Origin of the sequence: Flavobacterium sp. F52 (assembly GCF_000278705.1) — a bacterium.
Lineage (GTDB): Bacteria > Bacteroidota > Bacteroidia > Flavobacteriales > Flavobacteriaceae > Flavobacterium > Flavobacterium anhuiense.
Map to the genome: position 1 here is coordinate 273,029 of NZ_AKZQ01000026.1, position 24,013 is coordinate 297,041.

Genomic DNA, 24,013 nt, shown 5'->3' on the forward strand with positions numbered 1-24,013 from the left:
CAAGAATGGCTGATGTACTTAAAAATACAGACGAAATTAAGTTTGATCCTATTGCATCAAAGGCACAGCGTTATGAAAAAGGCGCTTCGATTAGAAAAAAAACGCCTTTAGCAAAACATCAGGAATGGAACTCTTTTAAAAATCGAAAAGATCCTGTAGATATTTTAATTCAAACCAGTAAAGGAAGAGTTGAAAGTCTGGTGCCAATTCGGTATAGCAGAATGATGGAATCGCCTTTTGCATTTTATAGAGGAGCTGCCGCAATTATGGCAACCGACTTAGCTCATACTGCTGTATCGGGAATAAATTTACAGCTCTGCGGTGATTGCCATTTAATGAATTTCGGCGGATTTGCAACTCCAGAACGCAAATTGGTTTTTGATATAAATGATTTTGACGAAACCTTTCCTGGACCGTGGGAATGGGATGTAAAAAGATTGGCAGCCAGTTTTGTGATTGCAGGACGATGGCGAAAATTCTCCAATAAAAACTGTAAAGAGTTTGCCTGGCATGTTGCTGATAGTTATAAGCGCCATATGTTGGATTACAGTAAATTATCGGCGCTTCAAATTTGGTATGCAGATATCGATTTGGCAGAGCTCATAGAATTAGGGCATGATAAGGAACTAAAAGAGTTTGACCAAAAGAGAATAAAAAAAGCTTCAGAATATACCGCTCACGAAAAGGAATTTGCAAAAATGACGTATTTTGATGGAGCCAGAGCACGCATAAAAGATGATCCGCCTTTAATATTTCACCCGAGCGGAGATCTTGAAAAACTGGTTGCTAAAGAAGGAGAAATTGTTCATAAAAGATATATAGAATCTCTTTCAGAAGAAAAACAGATTTTGCTAAGCAGGTATAAACTTCATGATATTGTCATAAAAGTGGTAGGTGTAGGAAGTGTTGGAACGCTTTGCGGGATCAGTTTGCTAATGTCTGCTACAGGCGAACCTATTTTTTTGCAGTTCAAAGAAGCCAGAAAAAGTGTGCTCGAAGAAAATGTAAAAATTAAAGGAAAATATATCCATCAGGGAGAACGTATTGTGATGGGACAAAAGCTTATGCAGTCTGCATCTGATATGTTTTTAGGCTGGACAAACGATAGTAAAGATAGATTCTTCTATATCAGACAGCTTAGAGATGCCAAAATAAAGCCGGTTCTAGAAGTTATGAAACCCAAAAACATGGCAGAATATGCCAAAGCTTGCGGATGGGCACTTGCAAGAGCTCATGCGCGTTCGGGAGACCCTTCCATGATTTCAGGGTATATTGGAGAATCAGACGAATTTGCCGATGCTATTTCGGAGTTTTCGGTTTTATATGCTGATCAAAACGAAGTGGATTACAATAAAATGCTAGAAGCAATTAAGCATGGAAAACTGCCAATAGCTGCCGAAATTTAAGATGTAGCTGTACAAGGTAAATAGATTAAAAAAAACTAAAAAATCTTAAGCAGAATAGGTCAAATGAATACAAAGTAAGATTTTATTTATTTATTACTGTTAATTAAATAAAATGATTTATCTTTGAGAGTAATCTAAGTAATTGTTTAATAGGTACTTGTGTTGTTTTTGCAATTATTTATATGTTTTACACTCCTCGTTCAAGATTTTTATGACTTTAATACATTCGAGTTAAACTGATTTAATTATTAATTTAATAATACCACAACATGAATATTAAAAGGACAAGTCTTCGTATAATCCCAATCTTATTTTTGGGTTTGTTTTACAGCTGCTCTCCAACTGTAAAAGTTACAACTGATTATGATCATGCTGCGAACTTCAGCGAATACAAAACTTTTGCGGTGTATGATTTAAAAGCACAGCAAGGCCAAGTAAATCAGTTAAATGTTGATCGTGTTGCAAAAGCAATCCGAAACGAAATGCTCGCAAAAGGATTTACAGAGTCTAGCAATCCTGACCTTAAAGTAAATGCGGTTTCTATATTAAAAAACAAAACTCAAGTGACAGCCGATACTAATTTTTATGGCTATGGAGGAATGTATCGTCCATACGGATATTGGGGCGGCGGTGCCATGATGGGCGGCGGTACCACAACATTCAACAGCTATGATTATGTTGACGGCTCGTTGGTAATAGATATCGTATCTACAAAAACCGATAAACTAGTTTGGCAAGGAATCGGAAATGCCGAAATTGACAGCAAACCAGATAATCCAGAACAATTCATCAATGATGCAATCAAAAAAATATTAGCTGGTTTCCCTCCCGGAGCAGTTAAAAAATAATTGATACATAATTGTACTTGCCGAAAGTACGGCAAGTACAATTATTTCTACTTCTCCATACGCCCCCATCGTATTCTATTTTTAAGATTTTAAGAAAAAATAATACCACACCAATTAAACTTAAAAAAATGATCGATATATTACTCTTACTTTTCTTTTTTATTGCCACAATTGCAGGTTTGGCAACTTCAATTATGGTTTTGTTTTCCAAAAAAAACTATTCAAAAAGTTTCTTTTTAGGAATGTTTTTATTGAGTTTGGCGGTAGTAAGTATCTACAATTTTTATCTGTCAGCCAACTTATTTAAAAATTTCCCAGATCTATTTACTATCACAAAAGCGTTTATATTTTTAACCGCTCCATGCTCTTTTTTATATGTTAGAAACATTTTATCATTAAATAAAAGTTTTAGAAAATACGATTGGCTGCATTTTATGCCTTTTGTGATCTATTTCTTTTTAACGCTAATTGTTTATGTTGGAAGCCATACCAATATAAAAGCGGTCGATTATATTGCAGAATTAATCAAAAATCCATTTTCTGTTTTAACCCTGACGATTTGGCTTTTCTATGTCTTTTTTCAAACCATGTTGATTTTAAACTATGATCTGAAAAAATTTAGAGGAAACCAATTTCATCAAATTAAAGTAATTAACTGGATTAGAGTATATAATCTCATGATTCTGTTTTTATTTTCGGCGCTTTTTGTTCATCACTTCCTATTAAGAAAAATAGATGCAACAGACCTTTCTTGTTATGTGCTTATTTCCTCTGTATTGTTTTTTACGGTCGGCTGGCTTTATTTCAGACCTCATATTTTTCATGATCAAGAAGAAACCTTCGATTTTGTTGTTGATAATACAATAGAGGTAAAAACAAAAGAAACCAAAAATGCAATTCCGATAACAAATGAACTGACGCTCGAAAAAAGAGAAGAATATCTTTTAAAGCTAGATCACGTTTTGAACTCTCAGCATCTATTCTTAAAAAAAGATTTCGTAATCAGAGATTTGTCAGATGAAACCGGAATATCTGTACACCACTTATCCAATTTGATTAATTCTGAATTTGGGCTTCACTTTCAGGATTACGTTAACCTCAAAAGGATAGAGTATTTTAAAGACAAAATAAACGATCCAGAATGGAAAGATTTGTCTTTAGAAGGCATGGCTTGGGGTTCTGGTTTTAAATCTCGAACTACTTGTTTTAGGGCATTTATAAAACACACCGGAAAATCTCCTTCAGAATACTTTAAAACCATTCGAATAAATCCGGAGCATACAAACGCGTATTACTTTAAATAGTCGTACTTCGGAATACATGAGTTTAATACTAGCGGTAGTTTCTATTTTTTTTAATGAGGTGAGTTTGAATATAAACGATAACATTCTATGGAAAACAAAAAAACAATACACAAAAAAGTCCTGTTTTTACTTTGGATAGTAGTATCGTTTAATGTTTTAAATGCACAGAAGCATCATACCGTTATGAAAGATTCTTTAGACGGCGCTTTCGATTTGAGCGACTTTCTAATTTATGCCAACGGATTTATAGTCGTGCCCACCATTATTACAGAACCTGCCGTTGGAGGATTTGGAGGTGCTGTTGCGCCAGTTTTCCTGAAAAAACGAGCTCCTGTTGTGGATGAAAACGGTAAAAAACGATTTATAAATCCAGACATTACGGGAGGAATCGGAATGTATACGGCCAATAAAAGCTGGCTGGCAGGAGCTTTTCGTTCGGCAACATTGGTAAAGCCAAAAATATTATATCGCGCTTTTGCAGCTTACGGCGATATGAATTTATCATTTTATGCCAATAATTTGCCGAATCATAATGACGAAGAATTTAAACTCAATTTTAAATCGACCATTTTTTATACGCAATGGCTCAAACAATTTAATAATGCAAAATGGAGCGCAGGACCGCAGTACTTATTTTTAAATTCTAAGATAAACCTGCCCGATTTTAATCTTCCGCCGCCATTTGTTGACCCAAAAGATATTAAGAGCACCATAAGTCAGCTTGGAGCCGCGCTTCAGTTTGACGGACGTGACAACATATTTACGCCAGATAAAGGAATAAGAATCCAAACCGATTTTTTCTGGTCTGATAAAGCATTGGGGAGCGATTATCAGGCATGGCGTATCAATTTATCGGCAATTGGATATTATCCGTTGGCGAAAACCTTAATTGGCGGACTAAGGATTGAAGGGGAGCAGGCGTTGGGAAGTCCGCCTTTTTATTTAAAACCAGGAATCAATATGCGAGGAATTCCCGCAGCAAGATACATGGGAAACACCAGTATTGTGAGCGAGTTAGAATTTCGATGGGATTTGTACCGAAGATGGAGTCTTATGGGCTACGGCGGTCTCGCAAGCGCTTTTAACGATTGGGACGATGCTTTTGCAAAACCCGTTGTGTACAGCTACGGAACAGGCTTTAGATATCTCATAGCCAGAAAATTTAAACTCCGTATGGGAGTAGACGTTGCCAAAGGGCCAGAAGAATGGGCTTACTATATCGTTTTTGGAAGCAACTGGATGCGATAAGTACAAAAACAGAAAAAAACTTGTAAGAAGTTGTTTGTAAAATAAAAAACCTCGATGCTCCTGTATCGAGGTTTTTTGTGTTAAATATCTTAATAATCAGGCCCATTAAGAAAATATTAACAACTAAACATTACACAAATTGTATAATATTTAATTGTTTTGTAACAAATTGGAAACATTTGAGACTAATTTTAGTAAATCTTAAACATAACTTATGAATACATTTTCATTCAAATCAGTGTTTGCCGCTTCAATATTTTTGGCTGGAACTGCAGGCTGTTTTGCGCAAGACATTTTAGTAAATTCACTTAAACTAAATGCTAGCGACAAAAGTAAAGAGAACTTCAAATTTACAGAAGTAATTAACCTAGGAACAACATCGGTAAAATCTCAAGGATCATCTGGAACTTGCTGGAGCTACTCAACAAACTCATTCTTAGAGTCAGAAATGATTCGTTTAGGAAAACAGCCTGTTGAGCTTTCTCAAATTTATTCTGCAAGAAACGTGTATGTAGAAAAAGGTATTAACTATGTTCGTATGCACGGAGCCATTACGCTTGGAGATGGAGGAGCTCTTCACGATGTAATTAATATGTACAAAAAATACGGAACTGTGCCAAGAGAAGTTTACACAGGATTAAACTACGGAACAGACAAAAACAAATTTGCCGAAATGAGCGCTCTTATCGAAGGTGTTTTGGCAGCAGTGGTGAAAAACCCGAACGGAGAATTGACTCCAAACTGGCAAAAAGCATATTCTGCTGTTATTGATTCTTACTTAGGAAAAGTGCCAGATAACTTTACATACAAAGGAAAAAACTATACGCCACAATCTTTTGCTAAAGAAGTAGTAGGAATTAACCCAGATGATTACGTAGAAATGTCATCTTTTACAAATGCGCCTTACTACCAAAAAACAACTATGATGGTGCCAGACAACTGGTCATTGGATCAAGTTTACAACGTAAAATTGAACGATATGACAGACGTTATCGACAATGCACTTAAAAAAGGATATACTGTAGCTTGGGCAACAGATGTTAGCGAGAAAAGCTTTAGCTGGAAAAACGGTGTAGCTTACGTGTCTACTAAAAAATTCGACGATATGACGGCTGAAGAAAAAGCAGACATGTTTAACGGACCAAAAGCAGAACCAGAAATTACTCCAGAAATGCGTCAGGCAGCGTTTGATAACTACACTACAACAGACGACCACGGAATGCACATTATTGGTCTTGCAAAAGATCAAACGGGTAAAGAATACTATATTGTAAAAAATTCTTGGGGAGAAACAAACGACTACAAAGGTTTCTTGTTTGTAACTAAGAACTTCGTAAAATATAAAACTACTGCACTTCTAGTAAACAAAGGAGGAATTCCTGCTGAAATTGCTAAGAAATTAGGGGTTTAATTATCCTGAGGGTTTTAAGAAAATTGAAAAGCGCTACAATGAAATTGTGGCGCTTTTTTGTTGAATAAAATTATTCTTCAATTATTTTTTTTATCCTTTGGTATATTTGTTTTTCATAATTATCAAAACTATCTAATAATCTTCTTCTTTCAGATTCGTTATTTGAGTCATAATAGTTTATAATATTTTGTGGGACACCATAATCACTAGCAGTTCTTGCCTCGGGAGTAAATGCATTATATTCAAGTTTAACGAGTAACTTATCAATACCAATTACATCTGCAAAATCTTTATTTTGATGTTTAGAAATATAAAATTTGTACATTAGATTAAAAACTCCAATGTATTTTACTAATTGATATTTAAATGTATTAAAAACTAAAGTTGATGTAATTCTCATAGCGGAATTGACTGCATTCCTAGTTTCCTTTTCAATGTCAAATAATTTATTTTTTTTAATAGCATCTTCAGCTCTCTTATTAATATTATCCATGAGCCTATTAAAGTTGTAATTGTAAACGCCTTCATATCCATTATAGATGTAACTAACCAGAGATGCAATAAGTACTGAGAATGTCTCTCCTTTCTTAGTATTGTATTTTCGTTCAATTAAAAAATATAAATTATTATTTTCAATAGTAAGTTCTTTTATAATATCTAATATTTCTTGAAAGCCAATTTGATTTAATACTAAAAATGGCCCAGAATTTAAATCATGAATCAAAGTATTTATTCTTTTATGAGATTCAGCATTTAGATTATTAATAGCGTCATATATTTTTATTTTATCTCTTTTGCTAATTACTTTAAATTGCGATAGTATTTCCTCTGGAATCTCTCTGTCTTCTTGTAAAGTTTTAATTTCTGCAAGTCTTTGTTTACTTGTTTCATTTAGATATTCAATAGGAGTCATCTCATCATCAATTTCTTTTCTTTCATTTAATAATTGATAATTCTTATGCTCAATTTGGTTCCCAACTTCATTTATTACATTAAGAAACTCTTCTTCTAGAGAAATTACACGCCCTTTAAAATGTTCCATAAATCGTCCAGCTCTTCCAGCAATATTTTTTGCATCAAAGGTTAATAAGGGCTTTCCATTAGTGCCAGCTCCTTTTTCACTTTTGTAAACAATCATATTTTTAGCAGTGGTATTTACACCTTCAGTTATTGTAGTTGTGGAAGTTAGTATATTTACATTTGACTCTTTTGTGTTAAACAAGTTCACGATTTCTTTTTGAATATACTTTGGCACAACACCATGGTGTACTGCAATTCCTTTTTCTAAGGATTCAATTACAACCCACCTGTTGTCATATTTATTTTTTAAATGATCAATAAATGCCTGAAAGAAATCTGTGTCTATATTAGACCTTTCATATTCATTTGCTACTTTTTCAGCATTGGCTTGGGTATTACAATAAACTATTGCGTTTTCATCTTCTAATAGAATTCGATCCAAGATTTCCTGCATTCTTGCTCTTTTAGTCTTCTTTTTTGTAAAATTAAAATTTACACCATCAATATTTATTTCTGCTTTTACATTTTCAATTTCTGTTTTACTAACCTTGACAATTTCATATTCATTTCTTAAAAGTTTGGTTATTTTGAAGTCATTTAAGAATAAATCAAATGAAGGGTTGTATCCAGGTGATTTTTTTTCAAATATTTCAATGTATGGTCCCGCAAGTAATAAATCTACATTTGTATATTGTGATAGTCCATAAAATATTGCCATTCTATAGGCAACATCACGTTCATTTTCTTTCGCTTCATCATCAATGACATATCCATTATCAATTTTATAAACTTCATCAACGAAAATAAAGTCTATTAATAAAGATGTATTATTTTTGTCTAAAAAGGATAAGAATCTCTCTGGAGTAAAAATGAAAATATTATTTAATCCATAATCGGTATCTATATCGCTTAATGTATGGATTTTATAATCAATAGGGAAAGCAATTTTACCTTCTTTAATTTTCGATAGATTTTCTGACAGTAATGCAATACTTGGAAATATTAATACAATGTTTCTATATTTCATTTTCTTTATTACTTCGTAAACTAAATGCGTTTTTCCAAACGATGTTGATGCCGATAGAAAATATCTGTTTTGCTTTTGAGTTTCAAATAAATTAAGAATATCCATTTGAAATTTGTGTAGCTTTGAATCTTCATCGGTGAATAATGAGGATTCATAAAATAATGATGAAAAAGTACTCAAGCCAATGTTTTCATCCTCAATCGAAGAAGTATAACTAGAGTTAAATTTATCTAAAACATCATAGTATTGAGGAACTCCAACTTTATTAGACAAATAAATTAAGAATCTTTTATCTGAATCGTCAAGTTCTTCATCTTTAATGAAATCAAAAAAGTCACAAACTTCATCTAATAGTTTGTGCATTGGTAAGTTACCGCTATTGTATGAATTTAATGCTTTTACTACATTAAGGGTTCTTTCTTGTCTATCCATTTTATAATTGTTTCTTTAGATGATTTTACGTCATCAATTGGAATCAGAATAAAAAATATTGAGTGTTCGATAGTTATTTGATCAAATTTTATATGATTATAATTATCATTAATATGCTTAATTGCGGTCTTAATCGTTTCATTATAATCGTTATTAATTTTGTTAAACGTTACAAGAATAGGGTATACTAATTTTATTTCATTTTTGATTAACTCGTCTGCTAATGAATCAATTATGCATTTTTCCCAGTGATCAAGTATTTTATAAAGTTTTGAGCTCTTATCTGTAATATTACCTTTTTTTTGAAGAATTGTTGTAAAGTTCGTATTAACTAAATAATCATCTGAAATTGCCTTTTCTATGTTTTTAAAAACACTATCGATCGCGTCTTCACAATCTTCATAAAATTTGGTTTCTCCAAACCAAAGCTCAATTTCATTGCCTTTTTGAATTAAATGGAAAGAATCATATCCAGTTACTTCTGATTTTTTTTGTATGTCATAGAAATATCCTCTAGAAACTAAAGTGTTTGTATTGTAAAAGTGATGAAGTACAGTACATAATAATGCCTCACCGTAAATACCTAATCTTCTTTTTGCTAAATCAGTTGCAGTATAATTGTATTTAAATTTAGTATTAAATGCTTTGATAAACATTTTTTGATGATCTCCGTCCAGTAATTGAAATTCATCATATGCATAATACAAGATACTTTCATAAATAATCCTATTTAAATCTTCAGCATCAACATTTTTATAACAATCATCATTCAAATCTTTATGAGTTATACAAGTTTTATCTATGCCCAAAGTAGAATGGGATAATTTATACTCTAATATAAGTGTCTTGTCTATTAGCTTTTTTAGACTGTCTTTCATTTTGCATATTTTAAGAGTCGAAAAATTTGCTTGTAAATAAGGAATTTTAAATATTATTCCATACAGTATAAACACCTGTTTTATGCCCAGGAATTATATACAAAGAGCATAGCATCTATTAGTCTTAATTATTGATAAAGATAAAGTGTTTGTTTTTTATTATTTTACGGATTTCCATAAAACAAAAAAAGAGGTGCAATTAATGCGCCTCTTTTTATATATTTTTAAAACCAGAAATTACTTCCCCTTCATCAATCTCTCGAAATACTCCACTTTATCCTTTTCAGCCTGAACCAAACGCTCATAAAGTTTTATTTGTTCCTCATGAGCCTGTATTAATTTATCCAAAGGATTAAATGTACACACGTAATTTATTGCCGAAGAATTATCAACATGGTAAGTATTCCCAATAACATTTAAAACGGCTTCATCAGAAAAATTCTTAATCGCTTCAGACGAAACACCCAAAGCTTCTGCAATGGCGTTTAGTTTTTCATCATCAACGGTTTCGCTTCCTTCAATATTAGAAATCGTCTGTTGGCTCATGCCAATAGCAATGGCAAGTGCTTCTTGTTTCATTCCTCTAAGCTCACGAATGCGGCTTATGTTTCTTCCGATATGTTTTGGTTTTGTTGCTGTGCTCATACATCAAAGATATTAAAAATCCTTAAAAATTAAGATATTGGTGAAAGACTATCTTTTTTGGTGAATTACCAAACCAGATGTTTTGTTAGAATGTATTCTATTGTTTATTTAGCGGAGATAAAAATACAATTTTTCTCACAATAATTATTCATAACCAAAATTATAAATAAACGCCATGAAAACAGAAAACGAAAGCAATGCCAATGAGAACCAAATAATAGAATCGATAGCTAGATTGGTATCAGATATTGGTTTCGACGGAGAATATAAAAATCATCCAGAATACTTAACCGAGATTTTTGAGCATCTTCTAGAAACAGAATCAGGAGACAGCCGTTCCTTACGAATTAAAATGCTAAGCTGCATTAGAACCAGTAAAATGCTGGCAAAAGCGCTAGAGCCATTTTCAGACGAAGAAGTGCAAAAAGCCTGCGTTAAAATGATAAAGGTGTAAAAAGAAGTACTTCATCGGCTTTCTAAGTAATTCATGGTCAGAATAAAAGCTAACTAAAAGAAAATCAGTATCTTTAGTCTGAGTTTTTTAATAGGAGCATTAATTTTATTCAAAAATCATGAAAAAGTATGAAGCAGTTTTATGTACACTTGCGTTCGTATTTTCTCTCGGCTGTTTTGCTCAGAGCACAAACAGTGCCTCTGCTTCTTCGGCACCAGGAAAAACGACATTATTGACGGATAGTCTCCCTACAGATGATATGGTAATTCAATCGTATTATGTAGAAGAAAGAATAAACAAACTTTTTGGAGGTAGAATTATTACCTACCAAGTTTCAAAATTGGACATGGTCGATACTTACGATCTTGGTCCGAATAATACAAGAACCGTAATTCCGAATTACGTAAAAAGAAAACCTAAAGTTGCTCCAAATACAATAGAAACCAAAACGCTTGTTGCAAGTGCGAATACTTCTGTACCGCCTGTTAAGGTTGAAGTTACAGCTCCTGCGCCTTCAACTTCAAAATATATAACCGTTAATATGGTCGACACTTACGAAAAAGTGATTGATAAAGGGTATAAATCTGTCGATATGCTTAAAAAAGTAGCCGACCGTTTTTATTTTGAAGGCAATCTAACCGCAGCAGCGGGCTATTACACCCAATTATTTGACCAAGCCAAAGATTTGGATGTTATTTATTATTATAGATATGCTCAGTCCTTAAAAGCAATAAATGAAAATGAAAAAGCAAATGCTTTGATGAAAAGATTTAAGAGTGAAACTTTGAGTATGAAATAGGGTTTTTCTTTGTGTGTTTTTTTAACCGCAAAGTTCGCAAAGATTTTACGCAAAGTTCGCTAAGGTTATTTTTATTTTGAGATAAATCTAAAGATTAAGTTCGCAAAGCTTTGTTTATAAAGCTCTGCGAGCTTTTTTTGTGTGAAGTTTTTTTACCGCAAAGGGCGCTAAGGTTTACGCAAAGTTCGCTAAGGTTATTTTGAGATAAATCTAAAGATTAAGTTCGCAAAGCTTTGTATAAGACTTTGCGAATTTTTTGTTTTATCTACAGTTTGTCATCCTGAGGAACGAAGGATCACACTCGCATATCGACAAAGATTGGTAACCTTTGCGATCTCCTTTATAGATTCCTATTATTAAGATCTCGAAAAAAAACCTTCGCGCACTTTGCGTAAAAGCCTTGCGCCCTTTGCGGTTAAATAAACAATCCTAATATTGGAATTTGGAATTTTAAAACTTTGGAATTTGAACAAAAAAAAAGACCATCATTTCTGATAGTCTTTTTTTGCTCCCCCTCTTGGGCTCGAACCAAGGACCCTCTGATTAACAGTCAGATGCTCTAACCAACTGAGCTAAGGAGGAATCACCTTAAAAGGTTAATATGTTTGCTAAAAAAAGTTGCTCCCCCTCTTGGGCTCGAACCAAGGACCCTCTGATTAACAGTCAGATGCTCTAACCAACTGAGCTAAGGAGGAAAGTGTTGCTCTTTTTAGCGAGTGCAAATATAAAACTATTTTTAGTTTCTCAAAAACATTTCCACTCTTTTTTTGACTTTTTTTTACTTGCCTACAATGGCCTTGTAAATGTCGTTACCATTAGCAAATAGTAGCAGTGAAATAAGTAAAACAAAACCAACCATTTGCGCATTCTCTAGGAATTTGTCGCTTGGTTTTTTGCCGCTAATAATTTCATACAATAAAAACATTACGTGTCCACCATCAAGAGCCGGAATTGGCAATAAATTCATAACGCCAAGCATAATTGATAATAAAGCTGTGATTGACCAGAAAACTTCCCAGCTCCAAGAACTAGGGAAAATGTTGTAAATAGCCGCAAAACCACCCACTTGTTTGTAAGCTTTAGTTTCTGGGTTAAAAATCATTTTCAATTGTTTTCCGTAACCTACTAATTGATCTTTTCCTTTTTCAAGACCAATCGGAATAGATTCGAAGAAACCATATTCTTTAGTGCTTATTTTATAGTATCCTAATTTCTCCAATGATTTCATGTCTAAACCACCAGCAAAAACACCTAAAGTTCCTTCTGGAGAAACTTTCACAGTAAGAGGTGTTTCTTTTAAATCGCGTAAAACAACTGCAGAAATTGATTTTCCTTTATTAGCTGCTAAGATTGCTTTTGCTTCATCAAAATATTTAACTTTTTGTCCGTTAAGAGAAAGAATCAAATCTTTTGCTTTCAAATTTTGGTTTGGCGATTCTTCTCCAACTTTTCCGATAGCAAAAGGTCTGCGGATATCGATTAGCATTCCTTTTTCTGTTTTAGAAAGCTGATCCACAAAATCGGTCGGCATTGTAATAGTTTGCTGTTTTCCGTTTCTTTCAATCAAAACGTGTTTTGCCATGATGACATTCATATTCATGTCGCTGTCAAAATTCTCTACAGCTTTACCATCTATAGAAATAATTTTATCACCCGTTTTAAAACCAGCTTTAAGCATAGCAGGATTTTCAATTGCAACACCATCTTTTAAGTCAGCATTTGCAATATAAGTATCTCCGTAAGCAAATGCCATTCCGATATAGATAATAAAAGCCAAGATAAAGTTTACGGTAACACCGCCAAGCATAATAATTAAACGTTGCCAAGCCGGTTTAGTACGAAATTCCCAAGGCTGAGGAGGCAGAGCCATTTGCTCCTTGTCCATACTTTCGTCAATCATTCCAGAAATTTTCACATAACCACCCAGCGGCAGCCATCCGATACCATATTCTGTTTCTCCGATTTTCTTTTTGAAAAGTGAATATTTAACATCAAAAAACAAATAAAATTTTTCGACTCTAGTTTTAAACAATTTAGCAGGGATAAAATGCCCTAATTCATGAAGAATAATAAGTAAAGATAAACTCAATAGAAATTGAGAGAGTTTGATAACTATATCCATTTTTTGTTTTTAATTCGTATTTAACGCACAAAAGTAGCGTTTTCTATTTTAATATAAGTATGCAAGATAGTGTTTAAGATTTTAAATGTTTGTTAATAATTATATTAGTTTTTATTAAACAAAAAAGTAAATCTCACTTATTGTATTAGTACTTCATTGCATGAAAATGTTACAAAATGTCCTATTCTGATATTTTTAAAACTTATTGGGGAGGTGTTTTTAAAATTTCAATTCTAATTTCATTTTAAGCTTAAAAGATTATTCTTAAATAGTTAACAAAACTATTTTGAATTTCTTAAAGACTTTTTTGTTTTATTAATTTTTTACAGTGAGACTATGAATTTTATTAGACAAATTGAAAGAATAAAAAAAATGCACAAACTAATTTCTGGAGAAAAAATAGGTTCTCCTCTAACATTTGCCAAAAGGTTATGTCTGAGCCGAAGCCAGTTTTATAACGAGCTAGAACTCATAAAAGAACTTGATGCTCCAGTAAAGTATTGTAAAAAAAGAGAGACTTTTTATTATGAAACTCCTTTTGAATTGATATTGAATTTTTCGCTAAAAACAATAAAAGATGATGAATCTAAAGAAATTTTTGGCGGTTCTAACTTCCGTCCAAGTTTATTGGACGGAACTCTGATAAGTTTGCTATAACAAATTGTTTCTCGAGAAAATGATTTTTGTTAAAATTTATTAATTAAAATTTTTAAAGTTTATCATCATGGAATTAGAAAACTTAAATTTAGTAGAGCTTAATGCTCAGGAAATAAAGGAAGTAACAGGGGGAGAGCTTTTTACCTTTATCGCGCTCGGCGCATTAATTATTGGGGTTGGCCTAATTTCTAATAACAATAGTAAAAAAGTTAATGGACCAGGAGGCAATGGTGGTACAGCTTATTATAGAGAAGATGTATTAACAGGTGGTTTTATGTTTTAATAAAATTTAATTAGAGAGTCTTGATTAAATCAAGGCTCTTTTTAATCTAAAAAATAAACATTAATGTCAATTACAATGAAATCAAATACAAGAGTAATAAAACTGATTGCGCTTTCTGTTATAATTCTTTTAGTATCATCGTGTGCTTTAAAAGCAATTCCCTCAGAATATACTTCTGTTAAGAATGGTTTTGAAAATGTTGAATTAGATAAACTTGGAAATGGAAAAGTTTTGATTTATAATGGATCTGATGTTTCACATAAAATAGACAATACAGCTAGATTGAACATCTGGATTAATGATAAATCGTTAGGACAATTAAAAGCAAACGAATATGTTATTTTAGATTTGAAAGAAGGAAATTATAATTTTAAAGTGCAGCATTTAGATATGGTTAACATGCGAAGCGATCATAAGGTTGAAATTGATAGTAAAACAAAAGCTATTAAAATAAAACCAACTATAACTTCAAATAAATTGGAGATTACGAATGAATTGCCTCAGAATTTTAACAAGTTCAGCTATGCGAAGAAGATATAAAAACTTGATTTAATTTCCTTACTCGTATTCGTAATGAAAGAAGTATTTATTGATTCTAAAAAAGTGCAAGTTTTAGGAATGCTAATAAGTGTTCCGATTGTTTTGTTTTTTCTATTTGTTTTGTATTTTACATGGAATCAAGGTTTTGCAGATAGTTTGAAAGCAGTAAAGCAAACATTACAGCTTTTTGTTAATAAAAAACTAAATGTGCTTTTAATTTTATTGGTTCCCAATTTAATTATTTGCGTAGGCATAATTGTGCATGAAATTATACATGGAATTTTTATGGCACTTTTTTCAAAAGAAGGATGGCAATCGGTAAAATTTGGTTTCATTAAGAAATATTTAATGCCTTTTGCAAATTGTACGGAACCGTTAGAATCCAAGAAAATGTTAGTTGTTGCACTTGCACCATTTTTTATTCTTGGCTTATTGCCTTCAATTTATGGATTTCTTTATAATAATTTGACTTTCTTATTTATTGGCTTTTCGATGACTTTAGGTGCAGTCGGAGATTTTATCTATGCTTATTTAATATTTAAAGTGGGTTTAAATCATAAATTATTAGATCATAAGAGCAAAGTTGGTTTTATGATTATAGATTAGAATGAAGTAAGGAAGAAGCTGACAGTTCGAAAAAACGAAAGAGAAATACAAAAAAGTAAATAAGAAGATTCTATTAAATATTTTGAAAGTCATTTTCTTCATTTCCCTATTATGGGCTTTTTTATTATTGAATGAGAAGGAAGGATTTCTTACTCGTACCATAATAACAATAGGTGACATAAAAATAAATTTGATTTCATTTTTTATGATTTAGAACTTGCTAAATTTAAATAATCTAGAGAAATTTTCGGCGGTTCTAACTTCCGTCCAAGTTTATTGGACGGAAGTCTGATAAGTTTGCTATAACAAAATACTTCTCGAGAAAATGAATTTTGTTGAATTTATTATTTAACTATTTAAATTTTAAAATTATGAATTTAGAAGAATTGAATTTAGAAGAACTTGATGTTCAGGAATCGAAAGAGATCGAAGGGGGCTTTGGAATATTGTTTATTGCTGCTCATATTTTTGCAATTGGCGTATATAATGGCTATAAATCAGCAGAAGCTAGTGCTCATTAATTAATAAGTTAATATACATACATATGGAAACGAGAGATTATGCAGTTATTGAATTAACTCAAGATGAGATTCAAGAAGTAGAAGGAGGATGGTTGCCAGCTGTTCTTGGTGGTATAGCGATCGCAGCCTCTATTTACGGTGCAGGACGTGCTTGCGGAGAAGCATTGTATTACGCAACACACTAAATAATTAATTTAAAAACAAGTTTTATGGAATCATCTAGAGTTTTAAAAATTGTAAGAATAGGTATATTCATATCTTTTGCATTATACATTTTAGGTTATTTAAGTAAGACATTGTTTTAATTTTAACTTGAAAATCTCTCTTCAAACATTTGATTTGAGGAGAGATTCTTTACATAAGAAATTTCTATGCCTAATGAAAACTTGTTTTTCTTGTTTAAAAAACAATAACTTCTAGTAAGATAATACTTTGTCAATGTCAATAATTTTATAATTCTCTTTATTTAAATGAAGAGAATATTCTTTTTACCTTGAATATGAATTTCAGTTCAGATCCAATAAACACACTTGAAAATCTTATTGCAAAAAACAAAACAAGGAGTTTCTCCATTTATCTGATAATTCTTTTGGCTATCATCACTTTGCTGTTATTGTTGCCAGTAATTAAAGTAGACATTAGCAGTCAAAGTAGAGGAATAGTTCGCAGTAAAACAGATAATGTTCCAGTTGCAACAATTGTTAGCGGAAGGGTTAATTGGATAGCTTTAAAAAATAATGCTTTTGTAAAAAAAGGAGATACATTAATAAAAATCTCAAAAGAAAATCTGGAAAGTGACAAAAGAACTCAAGATATATTATCAAGTTCTGTTTCTTTATTACTAAGCGATATTAATAATTTACTGCACAATCAAACAAAAAATTTGCTTACTTCTACAGCACGAGAAGATTTATTTAAATTTCAATCAGGAAAGAACGAACTGCAAAGCAAAATTTCGCAAGCGCAAAATAATTATGACCGCAATAAAATTCTTTTTGATAAAGATATTATTGCTAAGGCAGATTTTGAAAAACTTGAATACGAATTACGGTTAAACAAACAAGCCTTGCAAAGTTTTGTAAGCCAACAAAAAGCAGCTTGGGAAAATCAGAAAAGAGATTTAGAAGAACGATTGAAAAATCTTAACGGAACTGTTGCTAAAATAAACGTTGAGGCCAATAATTATTTCGTATTGGCTCCTATTTCGGGAACTATAGAAAACTTTTCAGGGATTCAAAAAGGTTCTTTTGTAAATGCATCGCAATCTATTGCAACAATTTCTTCTCCAGATCATCTTATTGTTGAGAATAATGTTTCTCCAAATGATATTGGTTTAATTAAGAAAAATCAAAAAGTAAAATTCCAGTTAGATGCTTTTAATTATAATCAATGGGGTTTGTTGGAAGGGAAAGTGATTGATATTGACCATAATATAACAATACAGGGAGAACAGGCTTTTTTTAAGGTACGCTGTTCCTTAAATTCTAATACTTTACATCTAAAATCAGGCTACAAAACCGATGTTTCAAAAGGAATGACCTTAACTACGAGATATATAATTACACGCCGAAGTTTATTCGATTTGCTATTTGACAAAATAGACAATTGGCTAAACCCAAAACAACTATCAGCTTAAAATTAAATGGCTTCAATAAAAATAAAACAACATGATATTAAAGATTGTGGCGCTGCTTGTTTGGCATCTATTGGAAACCATTTCAAAGTTAATCTTCCAATAGCGAGAATACGCCAGTATGCCAACACAGATAAGCGAGGCACCAATGTTCTTGGAATAATTGAAGCTGCCGAGAAAATGGGTTTTACAGCAAAAGGCGTAAAAGGAGGCTTAGATGCCTTAGATAAAATTCCGCTTCCCGCTATTGCACATATTATAACAAAAGAGCAGTATCATCATTATCTAGTTATTTACAAAGTTGAAAAATCTGCGATTACTGTTATGGATCCAGGTTTTGGTAAGATGGAAACATACATTTTTGAAGAATTTCAAAAAATCTGGACAGGCGTTTTAATTCTTTTTGCACCAAATGAAGATTTTAAAACATTAGATGAAAAAATATCACCTTTAAAAAGGTTTTGGAATTTAATTCAGCCACATAAAACTATTTTAATTCAGGCATTAATTGGTGCTATAGTATTTACAGTTTTAGGATTGGCAATGTCAATTTATATCCAAAAAATAACAGATTATGTTTTGGTAGATGGCAATAGAAATCTGCTAAATTTATTAAGTGTTTCTATGATCGCGATTATTCTCCTTCAAGCATATATTGGCTCAAAGAAAAGCATTTTTGTTATGAAAACAGGCCAGTTAATCGATGCTAAATTGATCTTAGGTTATTATAAACATTTGCTTCATTTGCCTCAACGATTTTTTGATACCATGCAGATTGGAGAAATTACATCCCGAATAAATGACGCAGTAAAAATAAGATCATTTATAAATGAAACCGCAATCGAAATGATTGTAAATGTTTTTATTGTCATCTTTTCTTTTGCATTAATGTTTACCTATTATTGGAAATTGGCTTTGGTCATTATTCTGGTTATTCCGTTTTATGTTTTAATTTATTTTCTGCTAAACAAATTCAACAAAAAGGTTGAAAGAAACATAATGGAGAATGCTGCAGAACTGCAGACACAATTGGTTGAAAGCATTACGCATGTTAGAACTGTAAAGGAATTTGGGATTGAAGAGTTTTCAAATTTAAAAACCGAAAATAAATTTGTAAAACTATTATTCATAACTTATAAATCTGGTTTAAATGGCATTTTTGCTACAACTTCAACACAGTTTCTGGCATCTATATTTACTGTAATCTTGATGTGGATTGGTTCGGGTTATGTGATTGATAGAGCAATTACTCCTGGAGAATTGTTTTCCTTTTATGCGTTAATCGGTTATTTTACATCGCCCGTTGCATCCTTAATTAATATGAATAAAACAGCGCAAAATGCATTGATTGCAGCAGACAGGCTTTTTGAAATCATGGATTTAGAAAGAGAAGAAAGCGAAAACAAAATTGAATTATCAAAAGAAAATTTAGGAGATATAAAATTTGAAAATGTTTCTTTTCGGTATGGATCTCGCGTCGAAGTTTTTAAAAATTTTAATGCTGTATTCAAGAAAAACCAAACAACAGCGATTGTAGGTGAAAGCGGTAGCGGAAAAACTACTTTAATTTCGTTATTGCAAAACCTTTATCCCATAAAAGAAGGTAAAATTAATATTGGAGATTTTGATCTTCAACATGTTCATTATAAGAGTTTAAGGAAAATTGTTGGTGTTATTCCCCAACAGCTTAATTTGTTTTCTGGAAATATTATAGAAAACATTGCTTTAGGGGAATCTTTTCCTAATATTCAGAGAATTTTGGAGCTTTCAAAGCAACTTGGAATTCACGAGTTTGTCGAAAAATTGCCAAACGGTTTTGAAACACAGATTGGTGAAAATGGAGCGATGCTTTCGGGCGGACAAAAACAAAGAATTGCCATTGCAAGGGCATTATATAAAAATCCAGAAATTTTATTAATGGATGAAGCGACCGCATCTTTAGACACTAATTCAGAAAGAATAGTGAAAGAAGTTATCGATAATTTTAAATCCTCAGGAAAAACTATAATTGTCATTGCGCATCGTTTGAGTACAATAGCCAATGCAGACACTATATTGGTTATGAAAAATGGGACAATTGTAGAATCAGGCAATCATTTTGATTTGCTGGAACAGAAAACGGAATATTATAATTTATGGAATAAGCAGAATTTGGTTTAAATGTTTGTTAATTAATAAACATTTCGATTTCTCGTTTTAACAAGATGCCGTAACTTTACTTTTCGAACACTGCCTCACTCAATTGGTAGTATAAAATCATTAAAAGTTACAAGTATATGGCAACGAAATTATTTTCTCCCTTTACCATAAAAAATATCACCTTAAAAAATAGAATTGCGATTTCGCCAATGTGCCAGTATTCTGCAATTGACGGATTTGCAAACGATTGGCATCTGGTTCATTTAGGAAGCCGTGCCAGCGGAGGTGCCGGACTTATTATTCAGGAAGCAACGGCGGTTTCTCCAGAAGCTAGAATTTCTCCTTCCGATCTTGGAATCTGGAAAGATGAACATATCGAAAAACTAAAACAAATTAATGCCTTTATAGTTTCTCAAAATTCTATTCCCGGAATTCAATTAGCGCATGCAGGAAGAAAAGCAAGTGTTTCGGCTCCATGGTTGGGGAATAAGAAATTAGATTTCGCTCAAGGCGGATGGCAAACTGTAGCGCCAAGTGCGATTCCGTATCATGAAAATGAACCATTTCTTCCGGAAGCATTGGACAAAAACGGAATTCAAAAAGTAATCTCCGATTTTAAAACAGCAACCAAAAGAGTAGTTGAAGCAGGATATCAGGTAGTAGAAATTCATGCGGCGCATGGTTATTTGCTGCACCAATTTTTATCGCCTTTAACAAATGTAAGAACAGATGAATATGGCGGAAGTTTCGAAAACAGAATCCGTTTTACGCTGGAAGTTGTAGAAGCGGTTCAGTCAGAATGGCCTTCAGATTTGCCTTTGTTTGTTAGAATTTCAGCAACCGATTGGGCAGAAAACGGATGGAATCCAGAAGAATCTGTACAGCTTTCTAAAATATTAAAAGAAAAAGGAGTAGATTTAATAGATGTTTCGTCGGGCGGATTGGTTTCGCATCAGAAAATAACATTAGGGCCAGGTTACCAAGTTCCTTTTGCTGAAAAAGTGAAAGCAGAAGCAGGAATTGCAACAGGCGCAGTCGGATTAATTACAGAAGCCAAACAAGCCGAAGAAATTTTAAATATGGATCAAGCCGATTTGATTTTATTCGCTAGAGAATCATTGAGAAATCCGAACTTGCCTTTAGATTTCGCCGCAACATTAAACGACGATATTCAATGGCCAAAACAATACGAGAGAGCTAAACTTTAATATTTTTTTTTCCGCCACGAATTCACGAATTTATTTTTTTGTAATTCGTGAATTCGTGGCGAATAAACTAAAACAAAACCAATGCAGAAGATAAAAACAGCACTATTATCATACGGAATGTCGGGGAAAGTTTTCCATGCGCCATTTTTAGATATTCACGAAGGATTTGAACTATTAGGTTCTTGGGAAAGAAGCAAAAAATTAATTCAAGAAGATTATCCATACGTAAAAAGTTACGCTTCGCTAGACGAATTATTAAACGATGATGTCGATTTGGTAATTGTAAATACGCCAGTTGGAACGCATTACGAATATGCTAAAAAAGTGCTTTTGGCAGGAAAACATGCCGTGGTAGAAAAAGCATTTACAACAACGGTTGCAGAAGCAAAAGAATTGGCAAAAATTGCAAAAGAAAAGGGTTTAAAATTGGCTGTCTTCCAGAATAGAAGATGGGACAGCGATTTTAAAACCGTGAAAAAAGTAATTGATGATGGCGTTTTGGGAGATTTGGTCGAAGCCGAATTTCATTTCGACAGATACAATCCATTGTTAAGCCCAAAAGCACATAAAGAAACGGCCAATGACGGAGCTGGAGTTCTAAAAGATTTAGGTCCGCATATTATAGATCAGGCAATAAGTCTGTTTGGATGTCCAAAAGCTGTTTTTGGCGACATTCGCGTAACCAGAGAAAACTCTGTTGTAGACGATTGGATCGATTTGACTTTGTTTTATTCTAATTTCAGAGTCCGTTTAAAAGCAGGATTTTTTGTTAGAGAAGCGAATCCAGCGTATACACTTCACGGAAAAAAAGGTTCATTTTTAAAACCTCGTGGAGATGTGCAGGAAGACGAATTGAAAATTGGCAAAAAGCCAAATTTAGATTCTTGGGGAACAGAAGACGAAAGTTTGCAGGGACTTTTGCATACCCAAATAGACGGTAAAATTGTGAGAGAAAAAATTCCTACGCTTCAAGGCAATTATTTCAGTTTCTTTGATGGCGTTTACGACTCGATTGCAAATGATAAAAAAGAACCCGTTACCGCAGATGAAGGCGTAAAAGTAATGCAGGTTATAGAAGCCGCGATTGCAAGTAATGCCCAGCAAAAGGTAATAGGCATATCATAAAACGTTCCGTAGGAATGTCTGATTGGTAGAATGCACAGCAAAAGGTGATAAGCATATATTAAAAACATTCCATTAGGAATGTCTCGTCGGTAAATTTTTCGTTCCGTAGGAACGTTTGATACATTAAATTGTTAAAATGACACCAAAATCAAACGTTCCTACGGAACGTAAATGTGATGGGATATTATTTTTTTCTACCGACGAAATGTTCCTACGGAACAACGAAATGTAAATAGAACGGGATATCTCAAAAATTGAGAATCCCTTTTTTTGTTTACATAAAAAAATGAAACAAATTATAATTCTAGTAAACCCGAAAAATCGTAATTTTAATAATAAGAATTCAATTAAAAACCTCTGAATTTATAAACAATAACGTTGTATATTGTAGATAATCTTAGGCTTTATGCACTTTGACGAGCGTTTTTAGTATTTTTGACAACATTCCAATAAAAATCAATATGCTGATAAACATTAATCCATTATCGCTTTTTCAGACCAAAGCAAAAATCAAGAAAGTATTTAGAGAAGCCAAAGCTTCCTATTTAAATCGCATTCGTTTTGCTGTTGGAATGTTTTATTTCGGAATGGGTTTGAGTTTTGCCACATGGGCGAGTAGAATTCCAGATATCAAAACAGCTTTGCATTTAACAGAAGGTGATTTGGGTTCTATACTTTTTGCGCTTCCGGTTGGGCAATTGGTTATTATGCCTTTTTCGGGCAAAATGGTTACTAAATTTGGAAGCCATCGCATTTTGATTTTCTCCTTAATAATGTATGTTTTGTGCCTTATTAATTTAGGTTTGGCAACAACATCATTACAATTATCCCTCGGATTATTTTTATTTGGTCTTTTTGGAAACTTAGCCAATATTGCTGTAAACACACAAGGTGTTTATACCGAAGTGTTGTTTAAAAAAACAATTATGTCTTCGTTTCACGGAATGTGGAGTTTTGCCGGATTTACAGGCGCACTGGTTGGTTTAGGAATGCTGGCTTTAAAATTAAGTCCGCTGCATCATTTTATTATTGTAGCCGGAATTGTTTTATTGATGGTGGCATTTAACTTTAAATTTTTGGTTAGAGCCAAAGAAAAAAAGAAACCCAAAGAAGAAGGCAAAAAACTATTTGTAAAACCAGACACGGCTCTGCTTTGGCTAGGTGTTATCGGATTTTGCAGTATGGCCAGCGAAGGTGTTATGTTTGACTGGAGCGGAGTTTATTTTAAAGATATTGTAAAAGCTCCAGGACCATTGGTTGTTTTAGGGTATACTTCTTTTATGATTATGATGGCCAGCGGAAGATTTCTTGGCGACGGATTAATCAATAAATTTGGACGCGAACGTGTCATGCAGATTAGCGGTGTTATGATTTCGGCTGGACTTTTTACAGCGGTTTTTCTTCCTTATATCATCCCGTGTACCATTGCTTTTATGTTTGTAGGTTTGGGCGTTGCAACGATTGTTCCTACTGTTTACAGCATTGCAGGTAAAAACCCGACAGTTCCAGCGGGCGAAGCTTTAACGATTGTTTCGAGCGTAAGTTTCTTAGGTTTCTTAATGGGGCCGCCAGTAATTGGTCACATTGCACAAAGTTTTGGACTGCAGTTTTCTTTTGCCTTTATCGGAATTTTTGGCGTTCTGATTGCTTTTATGGTTTCTAAAATTAGGACATAGGCTTAATATAATTGTCTTTTAAGATTTATTA

22 protein-coding genes and 2 tRNA genes are annotated in these 24,013 nt (G+C 32.8%); 18 read left to right on the forward strand and 6 right to left on the reverse strand.

The genetic code is table 11. The features are described from left to right. Positions 1-5: 5 nt before the first annotated feature. The 5 genes from FF52_RS12710 to FF52_RS12730 all read left to right on the forward strand — a co-directional run bounded on the left by FF52_RS12710 (position 6) and on the right by FF52_RS12730 (position 6,217). The gene (locus FF52_RS12710) at positions 6-1,406 is read left to right on the forward strand and encodes a DUF2252 domain-containing protein (protein ID WP_008466013.1); all 1,401 of its coding nucleotides are present in this window, start codon (positions 6-8) and stop codon (positions 1,404-1,406) included. Positions 1,407-1,675: 269 nt separating this feature from the next. Next, entirely contained in the window at positions 1,676-2,254 is a 579-nt protein-coding gene (locus FF52_RS12715; protein ID WP_008466016.1) for a DUF4136 domain-containing protein, read from the forward strand. A gap of 128 nt (positions 2,255-2,382) precedes the next feature. Then, a complete protein-coding gene (locus FF52_RS12720) occupies positions 2,383-3,558 on the forward strand; it encodes a helix-turn-helix domain-containing protein (RefSeq protein ID WP_008466018.1) in 1,176 nt (391 codons plus the stop codon). Between the two features lie 87 nt (positions 3,559-3,645). Continuing rightward, entirely contained in the window at positions 3,646-4,806 is a 1,161-nt protein-coding gene (locus FF52_RS12725) for a BamA/TamA family outer membrane protein (protein WP_008466020.1), read from the forward strand. A 214-nt stretch (positions 4,807-5,020) separates the two neighbouring features. Continuing rightward, positions 5,021-6,217: an aminopeptidase C gene (locus tag FF52_RS12730; protein WP_008466022.1), complete on the forward strand. Its 1,197-nt coding sequence runs from the start codon at positions 5,021-5,023 to the stop codon at positions 6,215-6,217. A 70-nt stretch (positions 6,218-6,287) separates the two neighbouring features. Here FF52_RS12730 and FF52_RS12735 read toward each other — a convergent pair whose 3' ends face one another. The 3 genes from FF52_RS12735 to FF52_RS12745 all read right to left on the reverse strand — a co-directional run bounded on the left by FF52_RS12735 (position 6,288) and on the right by FF52_RS12745 (position 10,219). Next, positions 6,288-8,696, reverse strand: coding sequence for a helicase-related protein (locus FF52_RS12735; RefSeq protein ID WP_008466024.1), 2,409 nt, complete (start codon positions 8,694-8,696; stop codon positions 6,288-6,290). Then, complete coding sequence (locus tag FF52_RS12740) at positions 8,666-9,574, reverse strand: Hachiman antiphage defense system protein HamA (protein WP_008466025.1); 909 nt, start codon at positions 9,572-9,574, stop codon at positions 8,666-8,668. The genes FF52_RS12735 and FF52_RS12740 overlap by 31 nt, the downstream gene beginning before the upstream one ends. A gap of 237 nt (positions 9,575-9,811) precedes the next feature. After that, positions 9,812-10,219, reverse strand: coding sequence for a helix-turn-helix domain-containing protein (locus tag FF52_RS12745; protein WP_008466026.1), 408 nt, complete (start codon positions 10,217-10,219; stop codon positions 9,812-9,814). 175 nt (positions 10,220-10,394) lie between these two features. On the opposite strand from FF52_RS12745, the gene FF52_RS12750 reads away from it, so the two are divergent. After that, complete coding sequence (locus FF52_RS12750; protein WP_008466027.1) at positions 10,395-10,673, forward strand: hypothetical protein; 279 nt, start codon at positions 10,395-10,397, stop codon at positions 10,671-10,673. A 118-nt stretch (positions 10,674-10,791) separates the two neighbouring features. Then, positions 10,792-11,472 (forward strand): hypothetical protein, encoded by a 681-nt coding sequence (locus tag FF52_RS23185; RefSeq protein WP_008466028.1) that lies wholly within the window; start codon positions 10,792-10,794, stop codon positions 11,470-11,472. A 508-nt stretch (positions 11,473-11,980) separates the two neighbouring features. Here FF52_RS23185 and FF52_RS12760 read toward each other — a convergent pair. The 3 genes from FF52_RS12760 to rseP form a co-directional block, all read right to left on the reverse strand. Continuing rightward, positions 11,981-12,054: transfer RNA gene (locus FF52_RS12760), tRNA-Asn, on the reverse strand. Between the two features lie 39 nt (positions 12,055-12,093). After that, positions 12,094-12,167, reverse strand: a tRNA-Asn gene (locus tag FF52_RS12765). Positions 12,168-12,250: 83 nt separating this feature from the next. Next, positions 12,251-13,594, reverse strand: coding sequence for an RIP metalloprotease RseP (gene rseP / locus FF52_RS12770; RefSeq protein ID WP_008466030.1), 1,344 nt, complete (start codon positions 13,592-13,594; stop codon positions 12,251-12,253). A 372-nt stretch (positions 13,595-13,966) separates the two neighbouring features. On the opposite strand from rseP, the gene FF52_RS12775 reads away from it, so the two are divergent. From FF52_RS12775 to FF52_RS12815, 11 genes are all read left to right on the forward strand, one after another. Next, positions 13,967-14,251, forward strand: a complete 285-nt coding sequence (locus FF52_RS12775) for a hypothetical protein (RefSeq protein WP_008466032.1) — start codon at positions 13,967-13,969, stop codon at positions 14,249-14,251. A 67-nt stretch (positions 14,252-14,318) separates the two neighbouring features. Beyond that, the gene (locus FF52_RS23760; protein ID WP_008466035.1) at positions 14,319-14,534 is read left to right on the forward strand and encodes a hypothetical protein; all 216 of its coding nucleotides are present in this window, start codon (positions 14,319-14,321) and stop codon (positions 14,532-14,534) included. Positions 14,535-14,597: 63 nt separating this feature from the next. Beyond that, the gene (locus FF52_RS12785) at positions 14,598-15,074 is read left to right on the forward strand and encodes a hypothetical protein (RefSeq protein ID WP_008466037.1); all 477 of its coding nucleotides are present in this window, start codon (positions 14,598-14,600) and stop codon (positions 15,072-15,074) included. A 33-nt stretch (positions 15,075-15,107) separates the two neighbouring features. Beyond that, positions 15,108-15,680 carry a DUF3267 domain-containing protein gene (locus FF52_RS23190; protein ID WP_008466039.1) on the forward strand — a complete coding sequence of 191 codons (573 nt, stop codon included), beginning with the start codon at positions 15,108-15,110 and terminating at the stop codon, positions 15,678-15,680. Between the two features lie 371 nt (positions 15,681-16,051). After that, on the forward strand, positions 16,052-16,201 hold the full coding sequence (locus FF52_RS23765; RefSeq protein ID WP_192811812.1) for a class IIb bacteriocin, lactobin A/cerein 7B family: 150 nt from the start codon (positions 16,052-16,054) through the stop codon (positions 16,199-16,201). A 23-nt stretch (positions 16,202-16,224) separates the two neighbouring features. Then, positions 16,225-16,386, forward strand: a complete 162-nt coding sequence (locus tag FF52_RS23430) for a class IIb bacteriocin, lactobin A/cerein 7B family (RefSeq protein WP_083847507.1) — start codon at positions 16,225-16,227, stop codon at positions 16,384-16,386. 314 nt (positions 16,387-16,700) lie between these two features. Beyond that, complete coding sequence (locus FF52_RS12795) at positions 16,701-17,837, forward strand: HlyD family secretion protein (RefSeq protein ID WP_008466041.1); 1,137 nt, start codon at positions 16,701-16,703, stop codon at positions 17,835-17,837. A 6-nt stretch (positions 17,838-17,843) separates the two neighbouring features. Next, positions 17,844-19,994: a peptidase domain-containing ABC transporter gene (locus FF52_RS12800; protein ID WP_008466043.1), complete on the forward strand. Its 2,151-nt coding sequence runs from the start codon at positions 17,844-17,846 to the stop codon at positions 19,992-19,994. A gap of 116 nt (positions 19,995-20,110) precedes the next feature. Next, the gene (locus FF52_RS12805; protein ID WP_008466045.1) at positions 20,111-21,181 is read left to right on the forward strand and encodes an NADH:flavin oxidoreductase/NADH oxidase; all 1,071 of its coding nucleotides are present in this window, start codon (positions 20,111-20,113) and stop codon (positions 21,179-21,181) included. An 81-nt stretch (positions 21,182-21,262) separates the two neighbouring features. Next, positions 21,263-22,306, forward strand: coding sequence for a Gfo/Idh/MocA family oxidoreductase (locus tag FF52_RS12810; protein WP_035691493.1), 1,044 nt, complete (start codon positions 21,263-21,265; stop codon positions 22,304-22,306). Between the two features lie 461 nt (positions 22,307-22,767). Then, positions 22,768-23,982 (forward strand): MFS transporter, encoded by a 1,215-nt coding sequence (locus tag FF52_RS12815; protein ID WP_008466050.1) that lies wholly within the window; start codon positions 22,768-22,770, stop codon positions 23,980-23,982. The last annotated feature ends 31 nt before the right edge of the window (positions 23,983-24,013 follow it).